17 protein-coding genes are annotated in these 18269 nt (G+C 34.3%); 11 read left to right on the top strand and 6 right to left on the bottom strand.

The features are described from left to right. Nucleotides 1-158: 158 nt before the first annotated feature. From EAH81_RS25275 to EAH81_RS25255, 5 genes are all read left to right on the top strand, one after another. Complete coding sequence (locus EAH81_RS25275) at nucleotides 159-1085, top strand: DMT family transporter (RefSeq protein WP_140511771.1); 927 nt, start codon at nucleotides 159-161, stop codon at nucleotides 1083-1085. 225 nt (nucleotides 1086-1310) lie between these two features. Next, a complete protein-coding gene (locus EAH81_RS25270) occupies nucleotides 1311-1976 on the top strand; it encodes an SCO family protein (protein ID WP_140511770.1) in 666 nt (221 codons plus the stop codon). Nucleotides 1977-2080: 104 nt separating this feature from the next. Beyond that, nucleotides 2081-2320: a ferrous iron transport protein A gene (locus EAH81_RS25265; protein ID WP_140511769.1), complete on the top strand. Its 240-nt coding sequence runs from the start codon at nucleotides 2081-2083 to the stop codon at nucleotides 2318-2320. Continuing rightward, a complete protein-coding gene (gene feoB / locus EAH81_RS25260; RefSeq protein WP_140511768.1) occupies nucleotides 2320-4419 on the top strand; it encodes a ferrous iron transport protein B in 2100 nt (699 codons plus the stop codon). The genes EAH81_RS25265 and feoB overlap by 1 nt, the downstream gene beginning before the upstream one ends. A gap of 6 nt (nucleotides 4420-4425) precedes the next feature. Next, nucleotides 4426-4548: a FeoB-associated Cys-rich membrane protein gene (locus EAH81_RS25255; RefSeq protein WP_082421244.1), complete on the top strand. Its 123-nt coding sequence runs from the start codon at nucleotides 4426-4428 to the stop codon at nucleotides 4546-4548. A gap of 706 nt (nucleotides 4549-5254) precedes the next feature. Here EAH81_RS25255 and EAH81_RS25250 read toward each other — a convergent pair. The 3 genes from EAH81_RS25250 to EAH81_RS25240 are packed head-to-tail and all read right to left on the bottom strand — an operon-like array spanning nucleotide 5255 to nucleotide 10153. Then, entirely contained in the window at nucleotides 5255-7723 is a 2469-nt protein-coding gene (locus EAH81_RS25250) for a TonB-dependent receptor domain-containing protein (RefSeq protein ID WP_317130511.1), read from the bottom strand. Continuing rightward, nucleotides 7662-9029 (bottom strand): HTTM domain-containing protein, encoded by a 1368-nt coding sequence (locus EAH81_RS25245; RefSeq protein ID WP_140511767.1) that lies wholly within the window; start codon nucleotides 9027-9029, stop codon nucleotides 7662-7664. The genes EAH81_RS25250 and EAH81_RS25245 overlap by 62 nt, the downstream gene beginning before the upstream one ends. A gap of 2 nt (nucleotides 9030-9031) precedes the next feature. Further along, entirely contained in the window at nucleotides 9032-10153 is a 1122-nt protein-coding gene (locus tag EAH81_RS25240) for an imelysin family protein (protein WP_140511766.1), read from the bottom strand. Between the two features lie 129 nt (nucleotides 10154-10282). Here EAH81_RS25240 and EAH81_RS25235 point away from each other — a divergent pair, with 129 nt between their 5' ends. Both EAH81_RS25235 and EAH81_RS25230 read left to right on the top strand, forming a co-directional pair. Then, on the top strand, nucleotides 10283-11470 hold the full coding sequence (locus EAH81_RS25235; RefSeq protein ID WP_140511765.1) for an imelysin family protein: 1188 nt from the start codon (nucleotides 10283-10285) through the stop codon (nucleotides 11468-11470). A 67-nt stretch (nucleotides 11471-11537) separates the two neighbouring features. Further along, nucleotides 11538-12938 carry a di-heme oxidoredictase family protein gene (locus tag EAH81_RS25230; RefSeq protein WP_140511764.1) on the top strand — a complete coding sequence of 467 codons (1401 nt, stop codon included), beginning with the start codon at nucleotides 11538-11540 and terminating at the stop codon, nucleotides 12936-12938. A gap of 115 nt (nucleotides 12939-13053) precedes the next feature. Here EAH81_RS25230 and EAH81_RS25225 read toward each other — a convergent pair whose 3' ends face one another. The 3 genes from EAH81_RS25225 to EAH81_RS25215 all read right to left on the bottom strand — a co-directional run bounded on the left by EAH81_RS25225 (nucleotide 13054) and on the right by EAH81_RS25215 (nucleotide 15709). Then, nucleotides 13054-13707 carry an HD domain-containing protein gene (locus tag EAH81_RS25225; protein ID WP_140511763.1) on the bottom strand — a complete coding sequence of 218 codons (654 nt, stop codon included), beginning with the start codon at nucleotides 13705-13707 and terminating at the stop codon, nucleotides 13054-13056. Between the two features lie 217 nt (nucleotides 13708-13924). Then, nucleotides 13925-14917 (bottom strand): acyl-ACP desaturase, encoded by a 993-nt coding sequence (locus EAH81_RS25220; protein ID WP_140511762.1) that lies wholly within the window; start codon nucleotides 14915-14917, stop codon nucleotides 13925-13927. 51 nt (nucleotides 14918-14968) lie between these two features. After that, nucleotides 14969-15709: a lysophospholipid acyltransferase family protein gene (locus EAH81_RS25215; RefSeq protein ID WP_140511761.1), complete on the bottom strand. Its 741-nt coding sequence runs from the start codon at nucleotides 15707-15709 to the stop codon at nucleotides 14969-14971. 208 nt (nucleotides 15710-15917) lie between these two features. On the opposite strand from EAH81_RS25215, the gene EAH81_RS25210 reads away from it, so the two are divergent. The 4 genes from EAH81_RS25210 (at nucleotide 15918) to EAH81_RS25195 (ending at nucleotide 18268) form a co-directional block, all read left to right on the top strand. Beyond that, nucleotides 15918-16187, top strand: coding sequence for a hypothetical protein (locus EAH81_RS25210; RefSeq protein ID WP_140511760.1), 270 nt, complete (start codon nucleotides 15918-15920; stop codon nucleotides 16185-16187). After that, the gene (locus EAH81_RS25205) at nucleotides 16175-16927 is read left to right on the top strand and encodes a hypothetical protein (protein WP_140511759.1); all 753 of its coding nucleotides are present in this window, start codon (nucleotides 16175-16177) and stop codon (nucleotides 16925-16927) included. The genes EAH81_RS25210 and EAH81_RS25205 overlap by 13 nt, the downstream gene beginning before the upstream one ends. Nucleotides 16928-16978: 51 nt before the next feature. Next, nucleotides 16979-17392, top strand: a complete 414-nt coding sequence (rnpA, locus tag EAH81_RS25200; RefSeq protein ID WP_140511758.1) for a ribonuclease P protein component — start codon at nucleotides 16979-16981, stop codon at nucleotides 17390-17392. 72 nt (nucleotides 17393-17464) lie between these two features. Next, nucleotides 17465-18268: a DUF4349 domain-containing protein gene (locus EAH81_RS25195; protein WP_140511757.1), complete on the top strand. Its 804-nt coding sequence runs from the start codon at nucleotides 17465-17467 to the stop codon at nucleotides 18266-18268. Nucleotide 18269: the final 1 nt, after the last annotated feature.

Below are 18269 nucleotides of genomic sequence, written 5' to 3'. Positions count from 1 at the left end.
ATATTCGAAAAAAAGTGTTAAAATCCCGCAATAATATCTTGCCTTTTTTAATGAAAATACATCATCTAAACCAACTAATATTTTCATGAATATAACTGAGCGTTTTCCTGTTTAATTGGATTTGTTTTTAGAATATTTGTCTAAATAAAAATAACAACGTGAGAACTAGGATACAAACTGCCTTTTCGGGAAAAGTGGAAGCAATCGGACTTCCGATTCTGGCTTTATTTTGGGTGAGCTTTTTTTGGGGAACAACCTGGTTGGCCTCCAAAGAAGGTGTGAAACATATGCCAGCTTTGCAACTGGCAACGATTCGTCAGTTTCTGGGCGGAATCATGTACGTGGGTTATTTTATCATCAAGAAAGAACCTTGGCCAAAGGGCAAACAATGGCGCACGATTCTGATTTTGGCAATTTTGAATTTTTGCTGCAGTAATGGTTTAAGCACTTGGGGTGTAAAATATATCAGCTCAGGATTGGGAGCCATAATTGGTGCCATCTTCCCAATCTGGATTGTTATCATTTGTTTCTTTAAAGGCGAGCGTATTGCAAAATTGGCGGTTACGGGACTTTTAATCTGCTTTGGCGGAATCTGTATTATTTTTGCGGATCATCTTGGTGATTTCCTGCGACCTGACTTTCAATTTGGTATTTTCCTTTCTGTAGCTTCGACTATTACATGGGCTTTTGGAATTTTACATACCAAGAAAAAAGCAGCAAGTTTCAATCCGTATTTTAGTTTGGGATTACAGATGTTACTTTCGAGTTTTATCCTTTTCGGAATTACTGAAGCTGCCGGAATGAACATTTCCTTATCCGAAATTCCATTAACATCCTGGTGGGCAATTGGGTATCTGGTAATTATTGGTTCAATCCTGACTTTTGTGGCTTTTATTTATACGTTGCAGCATCTTCCAACAGAAGTCAGCAGTATTTATGCTTATATGAATCCAATTGTAGCTATTGTTTTAGCGTTTTTTATCTTCGGAGAACCTCTTACACAATCTATTGTTATTGGGGTTGCCGTTACTTTAATGGGATTATATTTGGTAAATAAGTCGATTCGGAAATCTAAATTGAAATGATTCTTTTGCCACGAATTTCACGAATCTTCACGAATTCTTTCTATTTGTATTTTGAAAATAAACTCAATTAAAAAAAAATTCGAGAAATTTAATTTATTGCCAACCTGATTGGTGTTAATTCGTGAAATTCGTGGCAAAAACTCTAATTCCCTAATCTGTTAAAAAGTGTTATAACTACGGCTTTTAAAATGTGCTTTTCGTATTTTTGCGGCACAAATTGCACTTATGAAATCCTTCCTATATAAATATCGAAAATTCTTTATTGTTCTAATTGTATTTTCAGCTGTTACTATTTCCTTATTTTATTCGGCTTTAAAGCCACAAAAAACGTTGCCAATTTACAATCCTGCTGATGTAAATCCTGAATTGGTTGACAGTACTATTCAATATAAAAGCAAATATCATACTATTGCCGATTTTAAGTTTGTAAACCAAAACGGTGATACCATTACTCAGAAAAACTACGAAAGAAAGATTTATGTTGCTGACTTTTTCTTTACAACTTGCGGATCTATTTGTCCAAAAATGACAACCAATCTTGAAGATGTTCAAAAAGCAATTTTGAATAACCCAAAAGTAATGTTACTTTCTCATACCGTTTTTCCTGAGGTTGACAGTATTCCGGTCCTTAAAGAATATGCCATAAAACATCATGTTGTTGATAGCAAATGGAATTTGGTTACCGGAGATAAAAAAGAAATTTATACTATGGCAAGAAAATCTTATCTCGCCGTAAAATTAGGTCGACCAGATCAGCTATATGATATGGTTCATACAGAAAATTTTGTTTTAGTAGATCAAAAAAGACGCGTTCGTGGTTTTTATGACGGAACAAATAAAGAAGAAATTCAACGTCTGATTGAAGACATCAATTTCTTGTGTCAAGAGTAAAATCCTTTATTTTTAGAAAGATTTAGCATTTACAAAAGTGTTAAATACCTTGTAATATAGAATAATTGCCTACTTTTGCAATCTAAATTCAATCTAAATAAGCTTTGCGAAATACTATCCATAACTTAAAAAAAGGCGAGAAAGCCATTATCAAAGATTTTGATATCGATTTGATTCCTTTAAAATTACTAGAGATGGGATGTTTGCCGGGCAACTTAGTCGAATTACTTCAAATTGCTCCTTTTGGAGATCCGTTATATTTGGATATTAATGGCTCGCATGTAGCCATTCGCGTTGAAACTGCTCGTGAAATTGAAGTTGAACTTATCAAAACCAATTTGTAATGAGCATTCAAAATATCAATGTTGCCCTTATTGGGAATCCAAATACTGGAAAAACTTCTGTTTTTAATCAGCTTACAGGACTGAATCAACAAGTGGGGAATTATCCCGGAATTACAGTTGAGAAGAAAATGGGTTTCTGCAAATTGCCACACAACATTAAAGCTAATATTCTGGATTTACCCGGAACTTATAGCTTGAATGCAAGTTCTATGGACGAAAGTGTTGTAATCGAGCTTCTGCTGAATAAAAACGATAAATTATATCCTGATGTCGCGGTAGTTGTAACAGATGTCGAAAATCTGAAACGAAATCTACTGATTTACACTCAGATAAAAGACCTTGAAATTCCGACGATTTTAGTCATAAATATGTCAGATCGTATGGAAAGCAAAGGGATTACGCTTGATATTCCTTATTTGGAAGAAAAGCTAAAAACCAAAATTGCTTTAGTAAGTTCTCGTAAAGGTTTAGGAATTGATGAATTGAAAGAGCTAATCGTTTCTTATAAAACCATTCCGCACGAACCATGTTTGAATGCTTCGGTTATTGACGCTGAGTATTTTAAAAAGTTACAACATGCTTTTCCAAATCAACTTTTGTATAAATTGTGGTTGGTGATTACGCAAGATGTGAACTTTTTGAATTTAGAACGAAATGAAATCAGAAGCACTTTCACGAAGTCGCATTCCGAATTAAAACGTTTACAGCAAAAGGAAACCATCAAACGTTACCAGTTTATAAATGATGTTTTAAAACAAGGTTTACAAGTTGATGAATCGATGGCAAAAGATATCAGAGCCAAACTAGATCGTGTTTTGACACATAAAGTTTGGGGTTATGTAATTTTCTTAGCTATTTTGTTTTTGATTTTCCAATCGATTTTTAGCTGGTCAACTATTCCTATGGATTTCATCGACAGCACTTTTGCTTCTTTGAGCAGTTGGACTGCACAGGAACTCCCAAGTGGAATTCTAACCGATTTACTTTCGCAAGGAATCATTCCGGGAATTGGCGGGGTTATTATTTTCATTCCGCAAATTGCCTTCTTGTTTTTGTTTATTTCGATATTGGAAGAAAGTGGTTATATGAGCCGCGTTGTATTTTTGATGGATAAAATCATGCGCAAGTTCGGACTTTCCGGAAAAAGCGTTGTGCCTTTGATTTCAGGAACTGCCTGTGCAATTCCGGCAATTATGGCAACAAGAAATATTGAAAACTGGAAAGAACGTTTAATCACTATTCTGGTAACTCCGTTTACTACCTGTTCTGCAAGATTACCTGTTTATACTATTATAATCTCTTTGGTCATACCGGATGAACGCCTTTTTGGAATATTAAATATGCAAGGATTAGCATTGATGCTATTGTATTTATTAGGTTTTGGAACTGCGATTCTTTCGGCTTATATCTTAAATAAAATACTAAAAATAAGCTCCAAAACTTATTTCGTTGTTGAAATGCCAAGCTATAAAATGCCTCTTTTCAAAAATGTTGGAATTAATGTCGTTGAAAAAACAAAAGCATTTGTTGTTGGAGCCGGAAAAATCATCTTAGCAATATCGGTTATTCTATGGTTTCTTGCTTCATTCGGTCCTGGCGAAAACTTTAATGAAGCTGAAACTATTGTAAAAGAAAGATTTGCAGACAAATCTTTGACTGAAGTAGAATTCGACAACGAAGTTGCTTCTCAAAAACTAGAGAACTCTTACATTGGGATTATGGGTCGTGTAATCGAACCTGCCATTGCACCTTTGGGTTACGACTGGAAAATTGGAATTGCAATTATAAGTTCTTTTGCTGCCCGCGAAGTATTTGTGGGAACTTTAGCAACCATTTATAGTGTTGGAAATAGTGATAATGAAGCTACTATAAAAAGCAAAATGCAGGAAGAAATAAATCCGCAGACAGGTCAAAAGATCTTCAATTTTGCCTCCGGAATTTCGTTACTGCTTTTTTATGCTTTCGCCATGCAATGTGCAAGTACGCTTGCGATTACCAAAAAAGAAACCAATACGTGGAAATGGCCTGCCTTGCAACTCGTTCTTATGAGCGGATTAGCTTATGTAGTGGCTCTGCTTGCCTATCAACTTTTAAAATAAACCGCCATGATACAAGAAATTATAGCTTTTGCCATTTTACTTATTGCCGTTGGTTTTTTGATCAAGAAATTCTTTTGGAAATCTAAAAAGAAAAAGGATTGCGGTGATGGAAATTGTGGGTGTTCTTAAAAGAGGTGCAAAGTTGCAAAGGTTTTTATATTCAAAATCTTTGACTTTGGACGGATTAATCCCGAAGTTTCGGGCAATGTCATTAAATTACGGGGAAATCTATAAAATTACTTAACAGTTTAATCAAAAAACTAATTAGAAAAATCCGTTTTTATCAGCGTTTTCGCTTTAGCGAATCAGTAAAATCAGCGTCTAATTTTGACGCGGATAAAACAGATTTACTTCGTAAAAACGCGGATAAAAACGGATTTGATCTGCAATAATTTTATTTTTTAAAAGCTTACCTTAAATAACATTAAGCTTCGGGACGTTGCTACAAAACAAATCGTTCCTCTGAAACTTTACAAAAGAACCTTTGTCCTGTTTTGGTGTAAAAATGGCTTTTACTGGCGTTCTAACTCTTACATTCCATGTAATTTTGAGAAATTTTTAAAATCAAAGTAAAATGCCAAAATTCGAAAAAATTGAGATAATCCGCGACAACAGAGTATCACGCTTATTATGGTTTATGATAGGCTTTTTTTCTGCGTCAATAATTATTTATTTCTTTATGGGAAAGCAATAAATTAAGATCAACTTCTGAATTTTCGAAAAATCAGCTTTCATTTAGGTATAAAAACTCCGACTTCATTCAGTCTGACAAATCTCAACTATTATGAATTTGTCTTCCGGAACGAAGTCGAATGATATTTTTACAGAAAGCTCCTTAGAATATAAACTCCAGAGTTGTATAGAAAGTTCTCGCATCTGACGGAATAATTCCGGGACCCGGATAACCTGTTGCACGTCTTGTGAAATATTTATTATCTGTAAAATTGGTAACTCCGGCTTCTAATTTCCAGTTTTTCCATTTGTATGAAGATGAGAAATCTGCTACATAATACGTTGGGATTTTACCTGAAATCCCAGCACTTATTGAGTTTGTACTAACCACCTGATTGGTTGCATCGGTAAATTGCGATGTAACATAAGTAAGCTGAATACTTGACATGAAATTCTTGTATCCAATTCCTGTTCCTGTTTTGATATTAAAAAGCGGAACAAATTCTACTTTATTACCCTTAACACCTGTAGCTTGTGATTTTAAATAATCAGAATCTGTAATTGCCACATTTGAGAATACATTCCAGATTAAATTAGGATTTGCTTCAAAGAAAGTTTTGCTTAAACTCCAATCGATCATGGTTTCAAAACCATATGTAATGGCGGTTCCAATATTATCTCTCAACATAGTTGGAACCCCATCGGCATTTTTCGTCCAATAATCTCCAATTTTATCATTGTAATACAAAGCATAAATACTTGAATCAAACCTGATTTTATCGTTTATCTGACCTCGAATCCCAACATCTGAAGTGAAACCTTTTTCATCTGTAATATCGGCTGAAATCGCATAACTCGAATAAACTGTTCTTAAATCACTATAGGTTACAGAACGATAGTTTTGCGAAATGTTTCCGTAAAATTCAATTCCGTTTTTTGGTTTGTAACTTAAACCAACTCCAAACAAAAAGAAATCACGTTTTCTAACATTGTTTTCGGCAACAGTTTTATCTAAAATAATATTTCCGGCGCCGTCAAAATTAATTTTTCTATAACTTCCGTTCGCTTGCGTTTTTATATTCTCATATCTAAATCCCGGTGTAATTGAGAATTTTTCAGCTACTTTGAAAATGTTTTCTCCAAAAACAGAAATATTCAAATTCGGATATTTATAATCGGATTGATTTGGGTTTTGCGGAAATTCGGCTGTAGCCAAATTAAAATTAGCATCACTTCCTGAACTTCCCGGACCTTGAATTCCCGTATTTTGCGCCTGATAATATTTAGCTCCAATCAGGAAAGCATTTGAATTTCCGTTAATATTGTACTTTTTCAAATAACGGGCTTCTGCTCCCCAATTGACAAAATCTCCCAAAATCAAATCACGTGCACCACCCGGATCTGCTAATTCAACTCGATTTGGTCTGAATCCAACTGTTTTTCGACTTGCGTCTAAACCGAATAATTGTAATGAGAAATCAGCATCGTTGTCAAAATGATGTTTGAAACGTAAAGCAAATAAGTTCCAGTTTACGGCAAACCAATTTCGGGTTCTGTTACTTTGCGTAGGATCTTGCTCAAACATCTGATCTGTTAATCCACCTGCTTGCTGCGCTACATAATCAAAACGCGTATAATCAAAATGTACAGAGGTTTTCTCCGTAAACTGATAGTTTAAGTTTGCAAAGAAGTTTGTACTATGAAAACCGGAATTCGGGCGAAAGCCATCTCCTCGTTTATAATTAAAAAAAGTATAGTAACTAAATTTTCCTTTTGTGCCGCTTAAACTCGTAAAATTGGTATACAAACCATACGAACCAATCGTATTACGCTCCACAAGTTCGATTGGTTTTGTACTTGGGCTTTTGATTTTAAAATTAATTAAACCTCCAAATTGCGTTCCGTATTGCAAAGAAGCGGCTCCACGAACAATCTGAATTTCGTCCAGAGCTTCTGCCGGTGTTGCGTAATAACTTTCGGGGTAACCCAAAACATCGGCACTTATATCGTAATCGTTCTGACGTATATTAAAATTTGCACTTCGATTGGGATCTAATCCACGACCTCCAACACTCAATTGTAAACCTCCGTCTGAACTTTCGTTAATGGTCAAACCTACAATTTGCGCATAAATTTGACGCGGATTATTTGCTGCTTTATTCGCCGTAAGTTTATCGACCTTAATTACTTCTGTTTTTTTACCGGCATAAATCGCCGTTTCTTCAATATCCTTTAATTTATTAAGCGCAAAAACTTTGTCTCTTTCGTTCTTCACAACAACTTCAGACAAATTGGTAATTTTACTTAAAGTAATCACCAAACCAGAGCTTGGAGCTGTAATTTCCTGCTCTAAAACGGAGTAATCATCTTTATAAAAAACAAAAGTGTATGTTCCGGAATTGGCAACAACAACATCAAAAGCACCTTCTTTATTGGTGGTACTTTTACTTCCGTTTGATTTATTATAAACCTCAACATAGGATAATTTTTCGCCGGATTCTCCCACCAAAACTCCTGAAACATGAGTTTGAGAAATGGCATTTAATGAAAAAAGTAAAAATATAATAAAGCTAAAATCCTTTAATTTCATCATTGAAAGGTAAAATCCAGGTTTTGTGATCGAATGATTCATTTTCTTTTGCGAGGTTAATGTTTTGGTCTATATAAAGTTTGCTCAATCGTCCGTTGAGTGCGACGTAGCTTTCTACGTGAACTTCGGGATCGTTAAAGCCTTGTTGTTGATAATAATCGTGTAAAAAATGGGCGTATTCTAAAATGAAATCCGGCTGAAATGCCATTTGTTTTTCCTGAAAAGCAGTCAAAAAATAACCGTTATTTACTTTTATCTGTTTTTTGGTTTTACTGTCTTTAACGGTAAATTCGGTATAACCAGCTTTTTCCATCAACATGACACGCCATGAAAAGCGAAAACCTTCTTCGGTCCAGAATAATTCTCCGGGATAAAATAAATAGCGAAACGGAAATGTCAATTGAAAAATTAAAAAACAAACCAAAATTGCCATTTTAGCTTTATAAAGTCCTGTAAATGTTATTACTTTTTCTTTTCCATTTTCAAATACCTCTAAACTAAAACGAAAAAGTCCGGCGATATAGTTCAGGCATTTTTTATGAAAATCACTTTCAAAAAACAGCAACGAACTTACGATCATTACATAAGGAAAAACGCCAATTGGGAATAGGATTTTGGTCATTAAATGAAAAACGACAACCAAAACAAAGGCAAATGTTCGTGTTCGTTTGTAAAGCAACAAAAAAGGAATGCTTAAGTCATAAATCATTCCGCTCCAGCTAAAGGCAAAATGAACCCAGTTTTCATTTAAAAAACCACCAATTAAGGGAAGAGTATGATTTGTTGGAAGCCAAATTTTAAGAGGCATTGCTTTGAAAAGCCAATCGGAATTGATCTTTGCCAAACCTGCATAAAAATATACGATTCCTAAAAGCAGTTTTAAAATATCAGTTGTCCAACGCGGAATCTTTTGAAAGACTATTTTAGGATTTCGATACCCATCAACAGAAAAATAAGCATTTGCCGGCAGAAAAATCAGAACGAAACTTACCACCGAAATAAAATAATAATGGTTAAGATAGGTCGTCTTATCCATTAGCTCGATATAAGTAAAACTTAGAAAGAAAATCGTTGATGCAACTTTGTATCGATAACCTATAGCAACTGCAACTGATGAGACTAAGGCAAGCACAAAAAGCAGGTAAGTGGGCGTCCCGAAAGGCTTTACCCATCCGAAACCATAATATGTAAAATGAAAAACTGGTTCGATATAAAACTTTTCTACCCAATTGTAACTCATAAAACGAACCAAACTAAGGGTCATCATAAAACCAAACGCCAGCCTAAAAAAAGCTAGCGTTGCGGCATGAGTATTCGTTTCTAAATATTTTATAATGTTATTTTTCATTATTAATCTCCATCGCCATCTACATAATCAATTGTTATGTTGAGCGCTTGCAGCATATTCAGTTTTGTAAAACCTACAGCTTGCTGTAAAGCTTTATATGCTGTAATAACTTTAGTGTTATCTGTATTAATCTGATCGGTAAGGCTCGCGTTCAAATTATTATTTGCAGTAAAAACTGCCGCATATTGTGTGTTGATTATGTCGCTTAATTTTTTTCCGTCAGGAGCAGCATTTACAAAATCTAAGTATGTTTTTAAACTTACACCTGTTGTTGTTGCGTTAAAGTATTTTCCGTTAAAGAAATCCTGAGATGCTTTTATGGAGATATTAAGCAATTCTGTTGAAACATTTCCTTTATACAAAGCTTCCGTTTTTTCAGGGAATTTAACTCCTTCTGAATCTACACCTGCCGGAATACCCATCTTTAGCGTCCGAATGTCTTTCTCTAAATTCTTGACAAAACTATTAGCCGTTACATTTACCGCTCCACTTACAGAAGTTCCTGTATTAGCAATATATGCAGCTCTATAACCTCCCGATTTCCAATCTGTAACAACTGTATCGATAGTAGTTTTAAGTTTTCCGGTTACATCAACCAGATATTTTCTATAATTTGCTGATTTTGCATTTGTGGTATAAAATGTCACAATTGTTGTATCATCGGCACCTAAACCATTTAGTAAATAGTCCAACGCGGGAAAACCTTGTTTGGCATATTGTGCTTGCAGGCTAAGATTATAAGTTCCTGATGTAATATTATCTTCAATACCTGTTGTACTTGTTGGAAAAGTATTTGCAATTTCTTTCAGGTTAATATCCGAAGCTTTTCCAAAACCATAAATCGCAACATATTGATATGCTTTATAAGCTTCGTACCAACTTGTTCTCAGAGTTTGTAAAGCTGCGGTTGTAGGTGTAGCTGTAAAATTTGCAGCGTCTGTTGACAATGTTGCCAATTTTGTCTGATAATTTTCATAACTAGGGATAATTATATTGTCTGCCCAATTAGTTAAAAGAGCGGCACGATCATAATTTTTTCCACCTGAATTCTCTCCACTATTATCACCTGACGAGCAAGCAATTATAGTAACAACTAAACCTAAAAGGAAAATTATTTTTTTCATTTTGTTGAATATTTCGACAAAAATACAAAAGCGCAATTAACTTAAGCATATTTATTCTAAATAAAATTTGGAGGGATGTAAGAATTATTTACATTTGCCTAAATTTAATTGTTCTAAATAAACCGAAATATGAAAAACCTATATCCAAAAGTTGCTTTTGCACTATTTGCAGGACTAACTTTTTTTGCTTGCAGCAGTAATGATAATAACGACTCTAAAGCTGTTGTTACAAAAAAACAAGTTATCGAAAACTACACGAACATTGTTTATGCTAACTACAAACAGGCATATGATGATGCAGTACTTTTAGAAACTGCTATCAAAACATTTACAACAACTCCTACTAATGCAAATTTCACAGCGGCAAAAACGGCTTGGAAAACATCAAGAGAAAGTTACGGTACTACGGAAGCTTTTCGTTTTGCAAACGGACCAATTGACAATGAGGCCTTAGATGGACCAGAAGCATATATGAATTCCTGGCCTTTAGATGAAAATTATATTGATTATGTTGATGGTGCTGCAAATGCAGGAATAATAAATAGTTTAACTGAATTTCCTACTATCAGCAAAACGGTTTTAATTGAAGCAAATTCTGGAGGAAGCAATCCTGAAAAAAACATTAGTGTTGGATATCACGCGATTGAATTTTTATTGTGGGGACAAGATTTGACTGCTCCATCTGCAAAATTGCCTGGACAAAGACCTTATACTGATTATGTAAATGGAGCAACTGGAACTGCTACAAATCAAGGTCGTAGAGCAGATTACTTAAAAGCTTGTGCTAGTATATTGATCGATGATTTAAATAGTTTAGTGCAACAATGGAAATCCGGTGGTTCTTATAGAAATGCTTTCCTTGCTATGCCAGAAGATATTGCAATCAAAAACATTTATCTTGGAATAACGACTCTTGTTACTGCTGAATTACCAATCGAGCGTATGGAAGTTGCATTGGAAAATGCGGATCAAGAAGACGAACATTCTTGTTTTAGTGATAATACTCACAGAGATATTGCTTTAAATTTACAAGGTGTAATCAACGTTTACCAAGGAAAATATGAAAATGTTGAAGGGCCTTCTTTAGAAGATTTAGTAAAGCAAGCTGATGTTGCCACTTATGATGAGACTTTAACTTCATTGAATTCTGCTACTGCAAAAGTGGCAGCAATTTCGATTCCGTTTGACTTAGCTATTTCTGGCGGACCGGATTCTCCTGAAGGTGCTAAAGTAAAAACTGCTGTGCAACAATTATTAAACTTTGGTGCTACTTTACTAAAAGGAGCTACAAAAATTAAAATAACTGTAAACGGTTAAGCAAAAAACAAGAAAACAATTAAACAAAAAGTGTTCCTTTTCGGGAGCACTTTTTTAGCATTATATCATGAAGAATTTTACCACTTATTTTCTTGTTATTCTGAGTCTTAACTTCTATAGCTGTAGTAATAATGACGATGATAAATATACTCCGTTAACGGCTGAAGATCGCGAACAATTTTCGGGAGGAGATGCGACCGTTTTTAATGTTAGTGAAGAAGCTTTTGGTTTTTCTATAACATCTTTAAATTTAGATGAACAAACAGATTTTGGAGTAGGAAATTCTTTTTTCAGGCAGACTTGGATTTCAGCACCGTCTTCAACTACTGCACGAGATGGTTTAGGACCGTTTTTTAATGCTATCTCTTGTTCAAGCTGTCATTTTAAAGATGGACGAGGAAGACCACCGGCAACAGACGGAGAATTAGGTAAAGGTCTTCTTTTACGTTTTTCGATGGATGGACAAGATGCAAACGGACTTGCATTTCCGGATCCTGTTTATGGCGGACAATTACAGGACAATTCAATTCTGGGACAAACTCCTGAAGGGGAATTTAGAATTATTTATCAGCAAATTTCAGAAACTCTCGCAGATGGAACTGTTGTTACTTTACAAAAACCAACTTATAGTGTTACTAATTTAGGTTATGGAGCATTGGCAAATGTTCATATATCTCCAAGAATTGCCAATCAAATTATTGGTTTGGGATTATTAGAGGCAATTCCTGAAAATACTATTTTAGGCTTCGCCGATGAAAACGATTCTAACAAAGATGGTATTTCGGGAAGACCAAATTATGTTCATGATTTTGCAACCAATACAACTCAAATGGGGCGTTTTGGATGGAAAGCAAATCAGCCAAATGTACGTCAGCAAATTGCTGGCGCATTGTCCGGCGATATGGGAATTACTTCTACTTTATTTCCTAATGAAAGCGGGCCTTTTGGAGTTGATTTAACAAAAATCCCAAATGGCGGAACTCCGGAAATTTCAGAAATTAACTTAAACCGAATGGCTTTGTATGCGCAAACATTGGCGGTTCCGGCTCGCAGAAACTATACGGATCAGAATGTACTTAAAGGTAAAAAGACTTTTGAAACCATCAATTGTACCGGTTGTCATATTCCGAAGATTCTAACCGGAAATACACATTCTATAACATCACTTCGCAACCAAACTATTCGTCCTTACACAGATTTACTGTTACACGATATGGGAGAAGGTTTATCTGATAATGCAACCGATTTTAAAGCAACAGGATCTGAGTGGAGAACGCAGCCTTTATGGGGAATTGGCCTGATACAAACGGTCAACAAACATACCAACCTGATGCACGACGGAAGAGCCAGAAATGTCGAAGAAGCAATTTTATGGCACGGAGGAGAAGCCCAAAATGCAAAAGACAAATATAAAAAACTATCAAAAACAGATCGCGATGATTTATTAGCGTTTATCAACTCGCTTTAGAAAGTATTCAGTCTCAGTTTTCAGTTTTCAGTTTTCAGTCGCAGTCGCAGTTTTCAGTAATCAAGAGACTGAAAACTGAGACCGAAAACTGAGACTGAATACTGAGACTGAATACTTACTTCACTCCTTCCCACTCTGCATAGAACTGAGCCAAAAATAATTCCATAAACTTATGTCTTTCAGCAGCAATTTGTTTTCCGGTTTCGGTATTCATTTTGTCTTTTAAGAGTAAAAGCTTTTCGTAGAAATGATTTATCGTTGGTGCGTAATTCTTTTTGTATTCTTCTTTTGTCATATTGGTTATTGGAGCAATTTCCGGATCATATAAGGCACGATTTTTAAATCCGCCATAATTGAACGCTCTTGCTACTCCAATCGCCCCGATTGCGTCTAAACGATCCGCATCCTGAACGATGTCTAATTCTACAGAAGAAAACTTCTTTTCGAAATTTCCGCCTTTATATGAGATGTTTTCGATGATATTAACCACATGCTGAATAATAGCTGCAGAAACATGCTCTGATTCCAGAAACAAACGTGCAGTTTTTGGTCCGATAGTTTCGTCTCCGTTATGAAATTTACTGTCGGCAATATCATGAAGCAAAGCTCCTAATTGTACTACAACCAAATCGCAATCTGTATCTTTTGCTATTAAAAGTGCATTTTTATAAACGCGTTCGATATGAAACCAATCGTGTCCGCCTTCGGCATCGCTTAGTTTTTCTTTTACGAAAGCTATTGTTTTATTTATTAAATCTGAATTATTCATAGTTGTATTTTCTTGTGATGATAATGACACGCAGATGACGCGGATTAGACGGGTTTTGCACAGATTATTTTTAATTTGCTCTTTCGAAAATGTTGATTGAATAAAAAATGTTGATTGTCAAAGCTTGAAAACTCTAACAATCAACAAATATATTTACAATTTCAATCTAAAATTAGCATTAGAATAATCTAAAATCTAAAGTCAGAAATCTAAAATTTTACAATCTAGCCGGTTCTACCCATTTAAAGATGTGTGATTCTTGCGGAATTACAATTCTCTCAGAGATTCTTGCCATACGTCCTGGCAATTTCATTAGGTAATCACGTGCTTTTTCAGCTTCATCCGTTAAATTTGAAATTTTGTCAATTTCCCATTTATCAATTAATTTTTGCATGATATCTACATAATCGTTTGCAGTGTAAACCCCAATACGTTGTGCAGAATCAGAAAATTGTTCGAAAGCAGAACTGATCTTTTGACCGGATTCTCTTAAGAAATGTGCCGGCATAACGATTTTTTGTTTCATCATGTATTGAAACGCCAACATCATTTCACTAGGATCAACTGCAAAAATACGGGTAACAAATTCGCTATACGCATGATGATGACGCATTTCGTCACCTGCAATCATTTTACACATTTTAGACAATTTGTTATCACCAAACTTCTTAGCCATTTGGGCTACTCTATTGTGCGAAACATAAGTTGCTAATTCCTGGAAACTCGTATATACAAAGTTTTTGTATGGGTCAGATCCAGTTCCAATATCAAAACCGTCGTTGATTAAATGCTGTGTTGTCATTTCGATTTCACGCATGTTCACACGACCGGACAAATACAAGTATTTATTTAGTAAATCACCGTGGCGGTTTTCTTCTCCGGTCCATTGACGAATCCATTTAGACCAGCCGTTTCCACCATTTTCGATCTGATTTATACCTTCTACATCCATTAACCACGACTCATAAGTTGGTAGAGCTTCCTCAGTTATAGTGTCACCAACAAGCGTTACCCAGAAATCATATGGTAATTCTTTAGCAATTTCACGTAACTCTCTTACCTCCTCAAAGAAGTTATCTCCTTCAGAATTAGGCAAAAAGTCTGACGGCTGCCAAATTTTTTCCACTGGAATTAAATACTGTTCTACGAAGCTATCCACGTTTTTTTCTAAAAACTGCATTACTTCTAATCTAATGTTTTTTATAGACATTACTTATTTAAGATTGGGATTTCTATTTCAGATATTTTCTGAATCAAAAATCTATTTATACTCGTTTACTCCTTCTACAACAGCCTTTTCTGTTAATCTCATTAACTCGGCAAAATCATAATCCTTTACTGCCATTGGTTCATGAACGGTAAAGGTAAGACGATTTCCTAAGGTTACCGGGAAAAGACCATATTTTACCATTTTCCATGAATTATTAATACTCACAGGCACAACATATGCCGAAGGTGCATATTTGCATAGGATTTTTAAACCACTTTGAGCAAATTCTTTCGGTTTTCCTGTTTTACTTCTTGTTCCTTCAGGAAAAATAACTGCAGCTCTATTGTTTTTTTCTATATATTCAGACAAGCCTTTGATTACCGGAATCGCTTGTTTAGGGTCTTTACGGTCAATTAGTACAGATCCTCCGTGACGTAAATTATACGATACACTCGGAATTCCTTTTCCTAACTCCTTCTTACTTACAAATTTACAATGAAATCGTCTAAAATACCAAATCATTGTGATAATATCGTACATGCTTTGGTGGTTTGAAACAAAAATTATTGGAACTCCGGTTGGAATACGCTCTCTGTTTTCAATTTTATAGGTCGTTCCTATCAGATTTGTACATCTTAAAAGGAAAAAATTCAAATAATCAACACTTACTTTGTGCGCCTGGTAGCCAAAAACATTTAGGCAAAACCACTGTATTGGATGAAACACCAATAAAACCGAACTAAAAAACAAATAGTAAATTACGGATATGGGATACGAAATTATTTTTTGCATGCTTTGAAAATTAAAGGCCAAAAGTAATAAATAAATTTTTAGCGGTATAAAAATTGAAAACAATAACCGTTTTTCTTGTTTAATTGTACCTTTGTCCCTGAAATTGCAAATTTTTTCTGAATTAAATGAACTTTATTGGCCTAGATTAGTAAGGTTGAAAATCAGATAAAAGTCGTAAATTTGACAATAAACTTGTTTTTAGAAAGTCATGAAAAGTAAGATAGTACGATTTGTTATAAAGCAACATAAAGAAAAACTCAATACTAATGAAACAGATATCCTAATAAAATCTGCTTCAAGAAGTTCAAGTTATGCCATTAGAGAATCTAAAGCTTTAGGACTAACTATAAAATCTATTTCAGGAAAAAAAATAATAGAAAAACTTCCGAACGGGGAAATTAAAATACTTCGAGATCTTCAGCAGAAACAGGATAGTGAGAAAGGTTTGAAAAAAGGAATGGTTTTATGCAGGAAATAAAAAAAAGACTGAGAATATTTGCCGGACCAAACGGCTCTGGAAAAAGCACTCTCTTTGAAGAATTTTCGAAAAATTACAATACAGGGCATTTTATAAATGCAGATTATCTGGAAAAGATTTTAAAAACTAAAGGTTTAATAGATTTAGATTCTTATGATATAAAATCATCTCAGGAAGAGTTACTAAGTTTTTACAAAAAAGAAAACACAAAAACTTTAATAGAAACTGCCAACGAAAAAGGATTTCAAATAGCTCTTGAGATAAAAGAAAACTTTATATTATCACTTTCAAAGAATCCCAATAGTTATGAAGGCTCACTAATCTCCTCTTTTTTAAGAGAAAAACTTCTTAAAGAGAATAAAGGCTTTTGCTTTGAAACTGTTATGAGTCATGTTTCAAAATTAGAAGATATCACCGAAGCAAATTCTTTAGGCTACACTTCATACTTGTATTTTGTATGCATAGATGATCCTGAAGTAAACATCTCTCGTGTTGAAAACAGAGTTCAGAAAGGTGGACATGCTGTTGACAGTGAAATTATAAAAAACAGATATACAAGAACTCTAAATAATTTATTTCCAGCAATAGAAATTTCAAATAAAAGCTATCTCTTTGATAATTCAGGTGAAAGACTCATTTTAATTGCTGAAATAAATGATGGCAAATCACTAAAACTTCATATAAATGAAGAAGATTTTCCGAATTGGTTTAAAGAATTTGTATTAAATCACTTCATATAAACACGGCTATTGTACCTTTGTCCCTGAAATTGCAAATTTTTTCTGAATTAAATGAACTTCACTTACCCTAAAAATGAACGCCTAAAGAGCAAGACAACAATTGATTTACTGTTTTCTGAAGGTAAATCGGTTTCTAAATATCCGTTGCGTTTGGTTTACCGTCAAGCGGAAGGAAATCCGGAAGAAAAAATCAAAATGGGCGTTTCTGTTTCTAAAAAATACTTTAAAAAAGCCGTCGATCGTAATTATTTTAAACGTGTTTTGAGAGAAACCTACCGTCTAAACAAACATTTACTTTTAGACAATATTCAGGAACCTTATACTATTATGTTTTTTTATCAGACAAAAGACAGATTATCCTACGAAGAAATCAATACCAAAACGATTCAGTTGTTTGAGAAATTCTTGTCTCAGGTAAATAAAAGCCCGGATTCTGAAACCAAAACAGAGCCGCAGACTTCATAAAGCAACTTTATTTATCAAATTATACGAAAAATTATAAAAAAATTGTAGTTTTAGCTTTAATTTGAAATATTTATGCGACAATTTTTCCTTTTATTCTTTGCTGTTCTGACCTTATCCAGTTGTGAAAAACAAGTTGGAAGTGCTGATGTATCAAACGATGCCGTTTCAGAGATTAGAGTTTCATCACCGAGCCAACCAAATGAAGATAAAAATGATGTAATATCTCAAAAAATAATTAAAGAAGCTTATCTTAAATTTGAAACTGATGATTTAGAAAGCACTTATAATCAAATTAAAACTGCTATTACTGCGAACAAGGCAAGTGTTCAAAGTGATTCTCAGGAAAAAGATTATCGCACAATCACCAGAAGACTTACTATACGCATTCCGAGTCAAAACTTTGACGCATTTTTAGAATCCATATCCAAAGGTGTTTCTTATTTTGACGAAAAGAACATTTCGTCTCAAAATGTTACAGAAGAATATATTGACTTAACTTCGAGGTTAAACACAAAACGTAAACTCGAAGAGCGTTATATCGAAATATTAAAAAAAGCGACTAAAGTAAGTGAGATTCTTGAAATTGAAAAACAGATCTCAGCTATTAGAGAAGAAATTGAAGCGAAACAAGGTCAGCTAAAATACTTAGAAAGCCGGGTTTCTGAAAGTACTGTTACAATTGAATTCTACAAAACTATTGCTCAAAAAGAAGGCGTGAAAATTTCATACGGATCAAAAATCTGGAACTCCATTCAGTCCGGATTCTTTAGTTTGTCAGATTTTTTACTCTCCCTTATTAGTGTTTGGCCGTTTATTATTTTAATTTGCGTACTTGCCTATTTTATTAGAAAAAGATTTAAAAGAAAAAAAATATAAT

This window comes from Flavobacterium pectinovorum, assembly GCF_006438875.1.
Classification (GTDB): domain Bacteria; phylum Bacteroidota; class Bacteroidia; order Flavobacteriales; family Flavobacteriaceae; genus Flavobacterium; species Flavobacterium pectinovorum_A.
Note: the sequence above shows the minus strand (reverse complement) of the source record. Positions and strands in the feature narration are given on the sequence as shown.

Coding starts and splice junctions, on each gene's coding strand:
- EAH81_RS25270 (WP_140511770.1), top strand. CDS start 1,311: ATGAAATCCTTCCTATATAAATATCGAAAATTCTTTATTGTTCTAATT.
- feoB (WP_140511768.1), top strand. CDS start 2,320: ATGAGCATTCAAAATATCAATGTTGCCCTTATTGGGAATCCAAATACT.
- EAH81_RS25255 (WP_082421244.1), top strand. CDS start 4,426: ATGATACAAGAAATTATAGCTTTTGCCATTTTACTTATTGCCGTTGGT.
- EAH81_RS25250 (WP_317130511.1), bottom strand. CDS start 7,723: ATGAATCATTCGATCACAAAACCTGGATTTTACCTTTCAATGATGAAA.
- EAH81_RS25245 (WP_140511767.1), bottom strand. CDS start 9,029: ATGAAAAATAACATTATAAAATATTTAGAAACGAATACTCATGCCGCA.
- EAH81_RS25240 (WP_140511766.1), bottom strand. CDS start 10,153: ATGAAAAAAATAATTTTCCTTTTAGGTTTAGTTGTTACTATAATTGCT.
- EAH81_RS25235 (WP_140511765.1), top strand. CDS start 10,283: ATGAAAAACCTATATCCAAAAGTTGCTTTTGCACTATTTGCAGGACTA.
- EAH81_RS25230 (WP_140511764.1), top strand. CDS start 11,538: ATGAAGAATTTTACCACTTATTTTCTTGTTATTCTGAGTCTTAACTTC.
- EAH81_RS25225 (WP_140511763.1), bottom strand. CDS start 13,707: ATGAATAATTCAGATTTAATAAATAAAACAATAGCTTTCGTAAAAGAA.
- EAH81_RS25220 (WP_140511762.1), bottom strand. CDS start 14,917: ATGTCTATAAAAAACATTAGATTAGAAGTAATGCAGTTTTTAGAAAAA.
- EAH81_RS25215 (WP_140511761.1), bottom strand. CDS start 15,709: ATGCAAAAAATAATTTCGTATCCCATATCCGTAATTTACTATTTGTTT.
- EAH81_RS25210 (WP_140511760.1), top strand. CDS start 15,918: ATGAAAAGTAAGATAGTACGATTTGTTATAAAGCAACATAAAGAAAAA.
- EAH81_RS25205 (WP_140511759.1), top strand. CDS start 16,175: ATGCAGGAAATAAAAAAAAGACTGAGAATATTTGCCGGACCAAACGGC.
- rnpA (WP_140511758.1), top strand. CDS start 16,979: ATGAACTTCACTTACCCTAAAAATGAACGCCTAAAGAGCAAGACAACA.
- EAH81_RS25195 (WP_140511757.1), top strand. CDS start 17,465: ATGCGACAATTTTTCCTTTTATTCTTTGCTGTTCTGACCTTATCCAGT.